At 71.7% G+C, this 14,469-nt stretch carries 10 protein-coding genes; 3 read left to right on the top strand and 7 right to left on the bottom strand.

Features of this window, described 5'->3' with window-relative positions; genetic code table 11:
* The first annotated feature begins 102 nt into the window (after positions 1-102).
* The gene (locus ACFVFH_RS07820) at positions 103-816 is read left to right on the top strand and encodes a PspA/IM30 family protein (RefSeq protein WP_383764859.1); all 714 of its coding nucleotides are present in this window, start codon (positions 103-105) and stop codon (positions 814-816) included.
* A 730-nt stretch (positions 817-1,546) separates the two neighbouring features.
* On the opposite strand, the gene ACFVFH_RS07815 is transcribed toward ACFVFH_RS07820, so the two are convergent.
* The 6 genes from ACFVFH_RS07815 to ACFVFH_RS07790 all read right to left on the bottom strand — a co-directional run bounded on the left by ACFVFH_RS07815 (position 1,547) and on the right by ACFVFH_RS07790 (position 9,450).
* A complete protein-coding gene (locus ACFVFH_RS07815) occupies positions 1,547-4,075 on the bottom strand; it encodes a SpoIIE family protein phosphatase (RefSeq protein ID WP_383765580.1) in 2,529 nt (842 codons plus the stop codon).
* Positions 4,076-4,264: 189 nt separating this feature from the next.
* Positions 4,265-4,693 (bottom strand): ATP-binding protein, encoded by a 429-nt coding sequence (locus ACFVFH_RS07810; protein ID WP_383764857.1) that lies wholly within the window; start codon positions 4,691-4,693, stop codon positions 4,265-4,267.
* Between the two features lie 636 nt (positions 4,694-5,329).
* Entirely contained in the window at positions 5,330-5,734 is a 405-nt protein-coding gene (locus tag ACFVFH_RS07805; protein WP_383765578.1) for an NUDIX domain-containing protein, read from the bottom strand.
* 242 nt (positions 5,735-5,976) lie between these two features.
* A complete protein-coding gene (locus tag ACFVFH_RS07800) occupies positions 5,977-6,159 on the bottom strand; it encodes an SPOR domain-containing protein (RefSeq protein ID WP_383764854.1) in 183 nt (60 codons plus the stop codon).
* 536 nt (positions 6,160-6,695) lie between these two features.
* Positions 6,696-7,448, bottom strand: a complete 753-nt coding sequence (locus ACFVFH_RS07795; protein WP_383764851.1) for a GntR family transcriptional regulator — start codon at positions 7,446-7,448, stop codon at positions 6,696-6,698.
* A 415-nt stretch (positions 7,449-7,863) separates the two neighbouring features.
* On the bottom strand, positions 7,864-9,450 hold the full coding sequence (locus ACFVFH_RS07790) for a S8 family serine peptidase (RefSeq protein ID WP_383764849.1): 1,587 nt from the start codon (positions 9,448-9,450) through the stop codon (positions 7,864-7,866).
* Positions 9,451-9,694: 244 nt separating this feature from the next.
* Between ACFVFH_RS07790 and ACFVFH_RS07785 the strand changes: the two genes are divergently transcribed.
* Together ACFVFH_RS07785 and ACFVFH_RS07780 are read left to right on the top strand one after the other, a co-directional pair.
* On the top strand, positions 9,695-10,792 hold the full coding sequence (locus ACFVFH_RS07785; protein WP_383764846.1) for a threonine synthase: 1,098 nt from the start codon (positions 9,695-9,697) through the stop codon (positions 10,790-10,792).
* A 323-nt stretch (positions 10,793-11,115) separates the two neighbouring features.
* Positions 11,116-13,761: a discoidin domain-containing protein gene (locus ACFVFH_RS07780; protein ID WP_383764844.1), complete on the top strand. Its 2,646-nt coding sequence runs from the start codon at positions 11,116-11,118 to the stop codon at positions 13,759-13,761.
* 109 nt (positions 13,762-13,870) lie between these two features.
* Here the strand turns inward: ACFVFH_RS07780 and ACFVFH_RS07775 are convergent, their stop codons facing one another.
* The gene (locus ACFVFH_RS07775; RefSeq protein WP_383764841.1) at positions 13,871-14,371 is read right to left on the bottom strand and encodes a levansucrase; all 501 of its coding nucleotides are present in this window, start codon (positions 14,369-14,371) and stop codon (positions 13,871-13,873) included.
* Positions 14,372-14,469: the final 98 nt, after the last annotated feature.

Genomic DNA, 14,469 nt, shown 5'->3' with positions numbered 1-14,469 from the left:
CGGAACGGCACACGGCACCGCATACGGCACCGCATACAGCACGGCATACGGCACGGCTTACGGAACCCACCCGGAGAACCCCACTCGCGCAAGGAGAGGCCCATGACCAAGCAGACCATTCTCGGGCGCGTCACCCAGCTGGCGAAGGCCAACATCAACGCGCTGCTCGATCAGGCCGAGGACCCGCAGAAGATGCTGGACCAGCTGATCCGCGACTACACGGCCAACATCTCGGAGGCCGAGCAGGCGGTCGCCACGACCATCGGCAATCTGCGGCTGATGGAGCAGGACCACCGGGAGGACGTGGAGGCGGCGAAGGAGTGGGGCGGCAAGGCGCTCGCCGCGAGCCGCAAGGCGGACGAGCTGCGGGCGGCCGGTGCGGCCGGGGAGGCGGACAGGTTCGACAACCTGGCCAAGGTCGCGCTCGGCCGCCAGCTCCGGTCGGAGAAGGAGGCCGGGACGGCGGAGCCGACCATCGCCGCGCAGACCGAGGTGGTGGACCGGCTGAAGACCGGCCTGGACCAGATGAAGACCAAGCTGTCGGAGCTGAAGGCCAAGCGTGACGAGCTCGTCGCCCGCGCCAAGTCCGCCGAGGCGCAGAACCGGATGATGGACTCCGTCAAGAGCATCGACGTGCTCGACCCGACCAGTGAGCTCAGCCGGTTCGAGGACAAGGTACGGCGCGAGGAGGCGCGGGCGCTCGGCAAGCAGGAACTGGCCGCCTCGTCCCTGGACGCCCAGTTCGAACAGCTGGACAGCCTGGGCGACACCGCCGAGGTCGATGCCCGGCTGGCCGCGCTGAAGTCGACTCGGTGAGCCCTGCGCCGCCCGCCAAGGTGGGCGCCGCGGTCGACTCGGCGGCTTTGTCATGGGGTCGACGCGGTGAACCCTGCCTCCGGCTCGGAGAGCGTGGTTTTCAGCACGGCGGCTCCGTCATGCCCTCGGCCCGGTGAGCCCTGCCCTCGGCACGGCGGCTCCGTCATGGGCTCGGCCCGGTGAGCCCTGCCCTCGGCACGGCGGCTCCGTCATGGGCTCGGCCCGGCGGCTCCGTCATGGGCTCGGCCCGGCGAGCCCTGCCCTCGGCCCGGCGGCTCCGTCATGGGCTAGCCCGACGAGCCCTGCCCTCGGCACGGCGGCTCCGTCATGGGCTAGGCCCGACGAGCCCTGCCCTCGGCTCGGGCGAACTCTGCCACGGACTCAGCGAGCCCGTGCCCTGCACTCGGTGCGCCCTGCCACCGGCTTCATGAGCGCCGCCGATCGGTCGATCGGTCCGGTGAACGCCGCCATGGGCCCGGCCCGGTACGCGCTCAGCAGCTGCCCGCCCGGCAGAAGCCCGGCGGCCCCCGCTCAGCCCGTGCCCATGCTCACCAGTCGCTGCCGCCGGCTCGGTCCATGCCCACCGGCCGCTGCCAACGTCCCAGTCCCCGTCCCCGCCCCTGCCCCCGTCCACCACCGCTGCCGACGTCCCCGTCCCCGTCCCCGTTCCTGTCCACACCCACACCCACACCCACACCCGCACCCACACCCACCAGCCGCTGCCACCCGCTCAGTACATGCTCAGCAGCTGCTCGACCGAGAGTTCGGCGGCCGGCTCCCCGTCGGGCAGGGCCAGTTCGAACCAGACGGTCTTGCCGCGCGGTGTACGCCTCGACCCCCAGCCCACGCTCAGCAGTCCGACCAGCTGGAGTCCGCGCCCGCCCTCGTCGGTGTCGCGGGCCCGCCGCCGCCGGGGCTGGACGAGCCCGGCGTCCCACACCTCGCACACCAGGGTGCGGTCGCGCAGCAGCCTGAGCCGGATCTCGCCCTCCCCGTACCGCAGGGCGTTGGTGACCAGCTCGCTGACCAGGAGTTCCGTGGTGTCGACCAGGTCGTCCAGACCCCAGGCGAGCAGCCTGCCGCGGGCCAGTTCGCGGGCGCGGCCGACGGAGCGGGGCTCGCGGGGCAGCCGCCAGTCGCCGACCGCGTCGGCGGGCAGTCCCTGGATGCGGGCCATCAGCAGGGCGATGTCGTCCTCGCCGTGCCGGGTGTCGAGGGTGGTCAGTACGTGGTCGCAGAGATCCTCGATCGGCCGTTCCGGTTCGACCAGCGCTCCGCGCAGGGCGTCGAGGCCCTCGTCGAGCGGGTGGTCGCGGGACTCGACGAGCCCGTCCGTGTAGAGGGCGAGGAGGGAGCCCTCCTTCAGCTCGACCTCCACCTCCTCGAAGGGTTCGCCGCCGACCCCGAGCGGCATGCCGGGCGGGACGTCGAGGAGCAGGGCGGCCTCGCCCGGCTCGACCACGGCGGGCGGGAGGTGGCCCGCGTTGGCGAAGGTGCAGCGCCGGGTGACCGGGTCGTACACCGCGTACACGCAGGTCGCCAGGTAGACCTCGGAGAGGTCCGCCTCGCGGGACTTGTGGGCGGCCCGGGAGGGCCACTGGGAGCCGCCGGACGCGCCGCCGCCACCGGGGGTGCCGAGCCCGCGGGCGACCTCGTCGAGCGCGCCGAGCACTTCCGCGGGTTCCAGGTCGAGCAGGGCCAGGGTCCGTACGGCGGTGCGCAGTTCGCCCATCGCGACGGCGGCCCGCAGCCCGCGCCCCATCACGTCACCGACGACGAGTGCGGTGCGGTGGCCCGGCAGCTCGATCACGTCGAACCAGTCGCCGCCCACCTCGGTGGCGGTGTTGCCGGGCAGGTAGCGGCAGGCGATGTCGAGGCCCGCGGCGACCGGGTCGCCGGGCGGCAGCAGGCTGCGCTGGAGGATCAGGGCGCGTTCGTGCTCGCGCCGGTAGAGGCGGGCGTTGTCGATGCAGACCGCGGCACGGGCGGCGAGCTCGGTGGCCAGCGCGCGGTCCCGTTCGCCGAAGGGCTCGCTGCCCTTCGTACGGGAGAACTGCACGAGACCGACCACGGTGTCGTGGGCGACCATCGGTACGGCCAGCGTGGACTGGACGAAGCCCCGGTCGTCGCCGGGTACGTCCTCGACGTGGCCGGTGCGCAGCGCGATGGCGCACGGCGAGTTGAACGTGAAGCGGTGCACGGCGCCGAGCTCGGGCGACCCGGTGTCCGCGGCGATGTCGGGCAGGGCGTCCGACACCGCGCTGGCCAGGGCGACGCGGCGCAGCTCGGCGGAGCCGCCGACCGATTCCTGACGGAGTGAATCCCAGCTGCCCGGCGGCGCGTCGTCACCGGTGAGCAGCCCCTGGTAGAGGTCGACGGAGGCGAGGTCGCAGAAGCCGGGCACGGCGACGTCGAGGAGTTCGCGGGCGGTGGTCTCCAGGTCGAGGGAGTTGCCGATGCGGGCGCTGGCCTCGTTGAGCAGGGCGAGGTTGCGGCGAGCGCTGGCGGCCTCGCGGGCGGCGATGTGCCTGCGGGTGACGTCGGTGGCGAGTCCGGCGACGCCGATGGGGCGGCCGGAGCCGCTGTGCACGCGATAGAGGTTCATGGACCAGTGGCGGCTGCCGAGTTCGCCCGGCGCGGTGCCGATGATCCGGAGATCGGTGACGGAGGTGCCGGTCTCCAGGACGCGCTCGATGGTGGCGGTGAGCCGGTCGGCCTCGGGGCCGGAGAGGTAGTCCTCGACCGTGCGGCCCCGGTGTTCCTCGGCCCGGCCGCCGAAGACGGTGGCGAAGCGCTGGTTGGCGCGGATGACCGAGAGGTCCGTACCGAACAGCACGAAACCGAAGGGAGATTGGCCGAATATGGCCTGTGACGCTGCGAGGTCCGTCTCGATGTGGCGCAGTGCCCGGACGTCCACGACGATGCAAAGCGCGGCCCGTTCCCCGCTGGCCGTCTCGCTCGGCATCACATAGATCTCGGCGAGCCCGCGCACTGCGCCCTCGCCGGGTATCCGGAAGGGAACGAGGCCCGTCCACTCCTTGCCGTCGAGGATCTCACCGACCGTACGGCGGCCGTCGGGGCGCAGTTCGGCGGGCATGAAAGCCTCGACCGGATCCATGCCCACCGCCTTGTGCGCGGCAATGCCGAAGAGGCCGGCGGCCCGGCGGCTCCACTGCTCGATCAGGCCATCGGGGCCGATCGAGAAGGAGGCGACCCTGATGTAGTCGTAGATCGAGCCAGGCGGGCTGCTCTGCCACACGATCCCGCCCGCTGTCCCAGGTATTTCGCTCACGCGACCGTCCCCTCCAGCTCACACACCGGACCGGTCCTGCCCGCAGTATTCAGCACTCCGGCCCCAACCGACACGGCGTTCACGATCACAGCACGGTCTCAGTCCCTTTCAGCCAGCTTCTGGCCGACCCCTGGTGATCGCCGTCCCACCCCACTCCTAACCAGGTAGGGCCAGCTCGAACCACACGGTCTTGCCGGTCTTTCCCCGCCTGGTCCCCCAGCGGCGGGCGGAACACGCGACCAGCTGCAAGCCCCTGCCCCCTTCGTCCTCCGGTCCAGCCATACGTTCGGTGGGCGGATCCGGAAGCGGATCGGAGACTTCCACGAGCAGTCCGGGGTGCGCGGAGGGGCCGTCGCCGTTGAGGTGAGGGCGCACCAGCCGTACGCCGATGGGGCCCGATGTATACCGCATCGAGTTGGTCACCAACTCGCTGACCAGCAGAACCGTCACATCCCCGACAGTCGCGTCGAGCCCCCAGGCACTCAACGCCTCATGGACGGCGTGCCGCGCGGATCGCACGGCGCCCGGCACAGCCGGAAAGGTCCACTCGGCGCAGTCGCCTTCGCTCTCGATCACGCCGATCACTTCCCAAGACCAGCTGTGGGGAACACCCCGTTTACAAGGGCTATTCAGCACATACCCGATATTTGGGTTTAACTATCGCCAGGATCGACACGTGGGGCGTACGGGTGTATGCCCGCGCACACGAACAGATGTGCACAGCGAGAAGGGCGCACACGGCAATCCGCACGCGCCGCCGCCATGGCGTCCGCCCCGGTCGACCGCCCGCCCGGCACCCCGGTTCCGCCCCGGTTCCGGCGGCGCCGGGGCAGGCGCCGCAGGTGCACGGAGCGGCGACGGGGACGGGAGCGGAGAGCAGCGAGCGGCCCAGGGAAGCGGGGACGGCCACAGGGCAGACCCCACCCCGGAACGGTCTCGACGGTCTCGACGGCTTCGGAAGCTTTGGATGCTTCGGATGCTTCGGAGGCCGCCGGTGGCCGCCAGCCTCTCCGAGCCCGGCGGCCACCGCCCTCGCGAACTGCGGCCCCGGGCAAGCGGATCGACCGTCTCCGATACGGTCGCCGAGCGCGGCGCCCGCTCAAACGCACCGGCCCCGGGGCCCGTTGCGAGCCACGGCCCCCGGCGGCAGCCCGCCGCCCGCTGTTTTCGGCCCACACCGGCGGTTCCGTACGATGCCCCTCGCGCGCGGGCGCCGACCCGTCAGGCCAGCGCCCCGGAGTCCCTGAGGTCGTCGAAGAGCAGCTGGTCGACCGGCGGGACGAGCGGCCGGTCGGCGTAGGAGAACCAGGCCATCTCCTCGATCTCGCTGCTGGCGGCCAGCGTCCCGCGGTACTCACCGGCGTAGCAGCTCATGCGCACGACCACGCCGTCCGGATGACCGTGCGCCTGCGCCTCGTACGTGCCCATGTGGGACACGGTCGCCGGGAGGATGGCCACGGTCAGCTCCTCCTCCACCTCGCGCAGCAGGGTCTGCAGATCGGTCTCGCCGCCCTCGCGCTTGCCGCCGGGAATGTAGAAGACGTCCTTCCCTCGCGGTCGCGCGCAGAGGATCCTGCCGTTCTCCACCCGCACCCATGCCACCGTGTCGATCAGGACCGACATCATTCCGCCTTCGTTCATGTGCAACCCGGTCGGACAGGACCTTAGCCGGGCGCGGAGCACCCGCCGGAACGCCCCCGGCACACGGAAACAGACCGGAGCGGGCAACGAGCAGCGCACGACAGGCAGCGCGGGGCAGGCGACAGGCGGCAGGCGGCAGGCGGGCAAGAACGGACAGCCGGGCCGACGAAGGCGTACGGTCGCGCGCCGGAGCGCGACGACCGACCGCCGCGCTCCGCGCGGCTGTCCTAGGGCCGGGCGCTCCGCTCGACCCGCTCCACCCAGTAGAGCTGCTTGTGTCCATGCGCTTCGAGCTTGTCGGCGATCCTCCGGGCCTCGCCCTCCGTGGCGTATCTGCCCACGCGATAGCGATTGCCGTTGTCGTCCTGCCTTATGACCAGCCACGGGAGAGCGGCACTGCTGTCACTCATCGTGTCCCTCCCCCGCATCGAGCCCCTCCCTCGAACATCGTGCACGTCGCTAAAGATCCCCAGGAAACCGCAGTACGCATATGCCTGAGCGTACGCCTGACCTTCACTCAACGGATACGTAATTACACAAAGAGATACCGAATCTGGCGACAAGAAGGGGCGCACCCGACTGGATGCGCCCCCATGCACCACGCGACAGCGATGGCGACACCCACCGCCGCGAGCGGTGAGCAGTGAGCAGTGAGCAGTGAGCAACGAACGGTGCACGACGACGGTGCACGACGACGGTGCACGACGAACGGTCAGCAACGAGGTGCGCAACGAACGAGCTCGGAACGCCCTACGACCAGGGACCGCACGGCAGGAGCGGGACATGACAAGCCGTAGCGGCCGACGACGCCCCGCCGGTCAGAGCAACCGGCCGGGTGTCAGCCCGCCGGGAACCAGAACCCCGCCACCGACACCCGCGCCGACGCACGCCGAGACCCACCCGGCCACCGACGCCGGCCCCGAGCCGCGCTCCCGCCCCCCACCGGTCACCTGACCGGAAGGTGGTAGGCCACCCGGAAGCGGTCGGCGGGCACGACCACGTCCGCCGTCTCGACGGCGCGGCCCGAGGCGTAGTACGTCCGCTCGATGACCATCACCACATGCCCCGGCACCCCGCCGAGCGCCAGGAGCTCCTCCGCCAGCCCCGGGCGCGCGCCGACCTGCTCGGCCACGTTGTCCACGACGACGTCGATCGCGGCCATCCGGTCGACCACCCCGCAGCCGCCGAGCGGTCCCTCCTCCGGCAGCATCACCGGCGTCCGCCCGGTCACGGCGAGCGGCTCCCAGGAGGTGGAGAGCATCATCGGTTCCCCGGCCTCACGGAAGGTGTACCGCGTCCGCATCACCCGGTCGCCCGGCTCGATGCCCAGCCGCTCGGCGATCTCGGCACTCGCCCCTTCCTGCTCGCTGCGCGACTCCCAGGTCCCATGCACCCCTTCCGCCGTCTGCTCCTGGCGGAACGGGCTGGCGCCGGTCGCGGCCCGGTAGCCGGACCGGGCGATCCGCCGCGGGACGGGGCGCTCGCGCACATACGTGCCGGAGCCGGATCGCCCCTCCACCAGCCCCTCGGCCATCAGCACCTTGCGCGCCTCCAGCGCGACGGTGTCCGAGACCCCGTACTCCTCGCGGATACGGGCCTGCGAAGGCAGGCGCGTATGCGGCGGCAGCAAACCGTTGACGATCTTCTCTCTCAGATCGCTTGCAACGCGCAAATACGCGGGCTGCTCACCGAAAGTCACAGGCCACTCCCAACAGGTTGACAGTCTGCAACAGACTGACAACCGTCGGTTGTGAACCGCAAGTACAGGCCAAAGATTCACTCGAAGTGATGATTCGCCCTGCCCTATGCATACCCGACCGTCGCCCACCAGAGGGATCTCAGCTCTTCTCACTCCTCCTCCCCACCTCCGGTTCACCGCAACCTTGTTCGACCACACACACGAAGGGGGCGGCACACACGAAGGGGGCGGCCGCCGAAGCAGCCGCCCCACCACGTCCGAAGCGTCACGCACACATCACGCGTGCTCACACACACATCACGCGTGCTCACTCGTGCTCACGCACACATCACACGTGCCTCACGCACGCCGCACTCACGCATCAGGCGCGCCGCACTCGCGCATCAGGCACCCGGCACGGCCGGAACCCTCGTCATCAGAACTGCAGACCCCATGAGTTGATCTTCCCGGTGTCCCCCGCCGCGTTGTCGCCGACCCGCAGCTTCCAGGTGCCGTCGGCCACCTCGGACGAGGCGTTCACCGTGTAGGTGGTGTTCACGTCGTCGGTGCTGCCGCCGGTCCCGTACGCCTTCAGGTTGTAGACCGAACCGTCGGGCGCGACCAGGTCGATCTTCAGGTCGCCGCTGTAGGTGTGCGTGATGTTCACGGGCACGCTCAGCGCGGCCGGCGCGTTGCCGGTGACACCGGTGACGGTGAGCGGCGATTCGACGGTGGAGTTGTCACCGATGGCGTAGCCCGTCGTGCTCTCGAACTTCTTGCCGCCCGGCGGGGTGGTGGAGCCGCCGCCTATGTTCAGCAGACGGTTGGGCGAGCCCGTGCCCGGGTTGGTCACCACTCCGGTGCTGGCCGTGGCGACCAGTCCGGCGGAGACCTGCGCCGGGCTGTCGCTCGGGTGGTCGGCCAGGTACAGGGCCGCGGCACCCGCCACGTGCGGGGTCGCCATCGACGTACCGGAGATGGTGTTGGTGGCGCTGTCGCCGGTGTTCCAGGCCGAGGTGATCGACGAGCCGGGGCCGAAGATGTCCACCACGCTGCCGTAGTTGGAGAAGCTGGAGCGCGCGTCGGTGCTGGTGGTGGAGCCGACCGTGATGGCCTCGGTGACCCGGGCCGGGGACTTCGTGGAGGCGTTGGTCGACTCGTTGCCCGCCGCGACGGCGTAGGTGATGCCGGACGCGATGGACTTGCGCACGGCGGCGTCGAGCACCGAGTCCGCCCCGCCGCCCAGGCTCATGTTGGCCACCGCGGGCTTGACGGCGTTCGCCGTCACCCAGTCGATGCCCGCGACGACCTGCGCGGTCGTACCGGAGCCGCTGTTGTCGAGGACCCGGACGGCGACGATCTTCGCCTTCTTGGCCACTCCGTACGCCGAACCGGCGACCGTTCCCGCCACATGGGTGCCGTGGCCGTAGCCGTCCTGCGCGGTGTTGTCGTTGTCGATGGCGTCGTAGCCGTACGAGGCCCGGCCGCCGAAGTCGCTGTGGGTGATCCGCACACCGGTGTCGATGATGTACGCGGTCACGCCCGCGCCGCCGTGGTCGGGGTAGGTGTAACTCTGGTTCAGCGGGAGGGACTTCTGGTCGATCCGGTCGAGCCCCCAGGAGGGCGGTGAGGGCTGGGTGCCGGTGACCCGGAAGGTCCGGTTCTGCACCACGGACTCGACGGCCGGGTCGGCGGCGAACTTCTTCGCCTGGCTCTCCGAGAGCTCCACCGCGTAGCCGTTGACGGCGGCGCGGTAGGTCTGCTTGATCCTGGCGCCGTACTCCTCGGCGAGCGCCCTGCCCTTCGCGGACCCCGCCTCGGCCGCCGACTCGTCGAGCGTGACGATGTAGCTGCCGCTGATGGTGCCCGGGGCGCCCGCGTTCTGGATCAGCCCTTCCGCCGTCGGCGCGGACGCCGAGGCCGGGAACACCGCCGCGCCCGAGAGCGCGAGGGCCGCACCGGCCATGACACTCACCGCGGCGATTCTTCGGCGTGCGTGGGGGGTGTGACGCATCACTGACATGTGGGGGGTCCTCCTCGATTGCGGTGCTCCGGTGGGGGTTCACATGCGGTCGAGACGGCGCGGGACGGGGCGGCACAGAAACGTGAATGCCATGAGCATGACAATCCATTGCCGCGGATTCCACATCGCCCAAGGCCCTGCCGACAGCGAAAGATTGACCGATTCTTGGGAATCGCACAAGGGTGCCCTGGGCTCCGCAATACCTTCGCCATGGAGCGGTCACACGCCTGACATGCTGACGGGCATGCCCGCATACCTCTGCCCGCAGGACGGCACCCGCGCCGACGTCACCGCTCTCACCTGGTGCTGCCCGGTCTGCCGCGGCCCCTGGGACCTCGCGTTCGAAGCCGCGGGCCCGCTCTCGCTCGACTCCCTGGCCGGTCGGGTCAATTCACTGTGGCGTTACGAGGAGGTGCTGCCCCTCTCCGCCCCCACGACCACGCTCGGCGAGGGCCGCACCCCGCTCGTCCCGCTCACCGGAACGGTCTCGGCCAAGCTCGACTTCCTGATGCCTACGCTCTCCTTCAAGGACCGCGGCGCGGTGATGCTCGCGGAGCTGGCCCGCCGGCTGTCGCCCGAACGCGTCGTCGCGGACAGCAGCGGCAACGCCGGGACGGCCGTCGCCGCGTACTGCGCCCGCGCCTCGCTCCCCTGCACGGTGTACGTCCCCGAAGGGACCTCCCCGAAGAAGACCGAGCAGATCCGGGCCCACGGCGCCCGGCTGGAAATCGTCCCCGGCGACCGCGAGGCGACCGCGGCCGCCGCCCGTACCGCCGCCGACGCCCCCGGCACCTTCTACGCCTCGCACGTCTTCAACCCGTACTTCCTGCACGGCACGAAGACCTATGTGTACGAGCTGTGGGAGGACCTCGGCGGCCGCCTCCCGGACGCCCTCGCCGTGCCGGTCGGCAACGGAACCCTGCTCCTCGGCGCGGCCCTCGCCACCGCCGAGCTGCACGCCCAGGGGCTGATCGCCCGGCGCCCCGCGCTGATCGCCGTGCAGGCCGAGGCCGTCTCCCCCCTGGCCGCCGCCTTCCGCGCGGGCGCCGACGACCTCCTCGACGCCCCGGACGGCCCCGCCGCCACCACCCTCGCCGAGGGCATCGCCATCCCCCGCCCACCGCGCGCCCGAGCCGTCCTGGCCGCCGTCCGGGAATCGGGCGGCACCTTCCTCACGGTGACCGAGGACCGGATCCGCGCCGCGCAGCGGGATCTGGCCGCCCGTGGGTTCTACGTGGAGACGACGGGCGTCGCCTGCTGGGCCGCGGTCGGTGACCGGACGGACCAAAGCATCGTCGTCCCCCTGTGCGGCGCGGGCCTCAAAACCGGCCTGGCACCCTGACGGCCCGGCTCGGCACCCTGAAGAACGGGCCCGGCACCCTGACGAACGGACGGGACCAGCACCGCCCCGCCCCACCCGGCATCCGCCACGCACACCCCGAGCACGACCGAAACACATCAGCACGCACACCCCGAACCCAACCGGAACACATCAGGCAGAGCACCCCCACCACCACGCGGACCGCCAGGCGGACCACCGCCACGCGGACCACCCCGAACCGGCACGCGCCTGAGGGAGCGCACCACCGGCGCTCGCCGCCTCATCAGCCGTTCACCCCGCGCGCCGCGCACCACCGCACGCCGCGCGCTTCCTACCTTCGTACGGTGAGCCTCTCGCGCGCCCGTCTCCTCACGTCCCTCGCAGCTCTCGCTTCCCTCACGTCCCTCGCCCTTCTGGTCGCGGGCACGCTGATCACGCCGGAGGCGCCCGTCTCGTACGCGGCGGCGCCTCCGTCCACGGCGGACGCCGCCTGCGGCCCGGACGCCGACCCCGCCTGGGCTCCGACGTCCACCCGGTACGGCGAGGCGGCCGGCTACGACCCCTACACCGGCAATGGCTACCTGGGCCACCGGGTGCCCCCCGCGGGCGCCGGATACGCCTCGACGGGCGAGAAGACCGGCTGGCCGCTGTTCACCCCGCGCTACGACGGCGCGTTCGTCTCCGGCCTGTTCGGGCGCGACAAGGACCTCGCCGCCGACCGCGAGGTGATCGCCGCGCTGCCGAGCTGGACCAACCTCGACGTACGCGTCGGCGACGAGACCTACGGCTCCGACACCCCCCGCGGCCGGATCTCGCACTACCGCCAGACGCTCTTCCTGCACTGCGGAGTGGTGCGTACGTCGCTGCGGTGGACCACGGCCGACGGGCGCGCGACCGACCTGACGTACGAGGTGCTCGCCGACCGGTCCGACGTGCACACCGGAGCCGTACGCCTGCGCATGACACCGCACTGGAACGGCGCCGCGACCGTCACCGGCCGCCTCGACCCGAGGGGCGCACGCCGGATCGATCTCGACGAGGACGGTACGTTCCGCACCCGGGGCACCGGGATCGCGGGCGCGATCGTCCAGACCGTGCGCGCCGGAGCCTCGGGCACCGGAGCGCCGATCGCGGCGCGGAGCACGCTCCGGGTGCGCGACGGGCGTACGTACACCTTCGAGAAGTACGTCGGCATCGACACCGCGCTCACCTCCCCCGCCCCGCGCGCCGCCGCCCGTGACGCCTCCCGGCGCGCGGCCCGGCGCGGCTGGTCCGGGGTCCTCGCGGCGAACGCGGCGGCCTGGCGGCGGGCCTGGGCGGCCGACATCTCCGTACCGGACAGCCCCGACCTCCAGAAGTGGCTGCGGGCGGCCCAGTACGGACTGCTGGCCTCGACCCGGACGGGATCCCGCGACAGCATCGCACCGGCCGGTCTGACCAGTGACAACTACGCCGGCATGGTGTTCTGGGACGCCGAGACCTGGATGTATCCGGGGCTGCTGGCCACCCGCCCCGAACTGGCCCGCCCAGTCGTCGAGTACCGCTACCGCACCCGCGAAGCCGCCCGCGCCAACGCCCGGAAGCTGGGGTTCCAGGGCCTGTTCTATCCGTGGACGAGCGCGAGCGGAGGGGACCTGTGGTCCGAGTGCCAGAGCTGGAACCCCCCGCACTGCGTCACCCAGATCCACCTCCAGGGCGATGTGTCGCTGGCCGTCTGGCAGTACTACCTGGCCACCGGTGACCGCGACTGGCTGTCCGGCCACGGCTGGCCGCTGCTCCGGGGCATCGCCGACTTCTGGGTGTCGCGGGCCACCGCCGACGCCGGGGGCGGCTACTCGCTGAAGGAGGTCGCGGGCCCCGACGAGTACAGCAACGGCGTCGACGACGGGGTGTTCACCAACGCGGTCGCCGCTACCGCCCTGCACAACGCCACCCGGGCGGCGCGGCTGCTCGGGCACCCCGCTCCGGCCGAGTGGCAGCGGGTCGCGGACGGCCTGCGCATCCCGTACGACCCGGCGCGCGAACTCTTCCTCCAGTACGCGGGCTACGACGGCTCGACGATCAAGCAGGCGGACACGGTGCTGCTGATCTATCCGCTGGAGTGGCCGATGGAGCCGGGCGCCGCCGCGACCACGCTCGACTACTACGCGGCGCGCACCGACCCGGACGGCCCCGCCATGACCGACTCGGTCCACGCGATCGACGCGGCCGCGATCGGAGAGCCCGGCTGCGCGACGTACACCTATCTCCAGCGTTCCGTGCGCCCGTTCATGCGCGGCCCGTACGCCCTGTTCAGCGAGGCGCGCGGCGCGAAGGCCGGTGCGCAGGACCCCTTGTCGGGCTCCCCCGCGGAGGACTTCCTCACCGGGAAGGGCGGCTTCCTCCAGGTCTTCACGCACGGCCTGACGGGCCTGCGGCTGCGGGAGGACGGGGTACGCCTCGATCCGATGCTGCCGCCGCAACTGGGCAGCGGCGTCACACTGACGGGCCTGCGCTACCGGGGCCGCACGTACGACCTGGCGATCGGCCCCCGGACGACCTCGGTCCGGCTGACCTCGGGCGCCCCCTTCACCGTCCACTCCCCCGCCGGCCCCCGCCTGCTCACCCGCACGCTCACCCTCCCCACCCGCCGCCCCGACCTCGCGGCGACCACCGACGCGGCCCGCTGCCGCCCCGTGACGGCGACCTCGGAGTCCCCCGGCCTGTACGCGGCCGCCGCGGTGGACGGCAGCGAGGCCACCGCCTGGTCCCCGGACGGCGTGACGGGCGCACTGACGGTGGACCTGGGGCGCGCGGCCGCGGTGACCTCGATCGAACCGGAGTGGACGGACACCCACCCGGCCTCGTACCACCTGGAAACCTCGCCCGACGGCACGCGCTGGCAGCCGTACCGGGCGGGGGCGGTGGCCAGGCTGGTACGACTGACGGTCACGTCCAACGACGCACAGAAGCCGACGGGCGTACGGGAGTTGCTGATCCAGCAGTCATGACCGGGACAGCACGGCCAAGAAACGCACGCCCCCGCACCACGGACCACGCGCTACGAGCCACGAGCCACGAGCCACGAGCTACGGGTCAGGGGCCACGGGCTACGCCCCCCTACCCCTGCGGGGAAAAGTAACGGGCGCCCTTCTCGATCAGATGCGCGGCATAGGCCCGCCCCAGGGCCGGCTTCCCCCGGTAGAGACCGACATGGCCGCGCGCGCCGTCGACGACGACCGGGCGCGCGAAACAGGCGAACTGATTGCGCTGCTTCTCCTCCGCCCACGCGATCGCGGCCGGATCGACCCGGTCACTGACCAGCAGGGGGAAGGCCGCGACGCCCGTCTGCATCCCCACGGGCAGACCCCCCTTGTTCTTCTTGGCGTACGCGAGCACCTGCGTGGTGAACGCGTCGATGACGGGCACGGTGACCTCGGGCACGGCGGCGGCCACGGTGAACAGATGCAGATTGGTGGCCGCCCAGCGCATCCGGAAGTCGGCCCGTCGGCCGACGAGAACCGGGACTCCGTACCAGTCCTCCCAGCGCGGGGCGCAGCCGTCGGCCGCCAGTCGGCTCTCGACCGAGGCCAGGTAGTTCCGTATCGACTCTTCGCTCATGGCCGCGATTGTCCACGGCCCGCCCACTCCGAGAAACACGCCCCCCGGCCGGTGCCCCACGCCCCACGACGGACCGCTTCCGCATATCGCATATCGCC

This window comes from Streptomyces sp. NPDC057697 (assembly GCF_042799335.1).
Classification (GTDB): domain Bacteria; phylum Actinomycetota; class Actinomycetes; order Streptomycetales; family Streptomycetaceae; genus Streptomyces.
The sequence above is the reverse complement of the archived record's forward strand: the minus strand, read 5'-3'. Positions and strand labels throughout refer to the sequence as shown.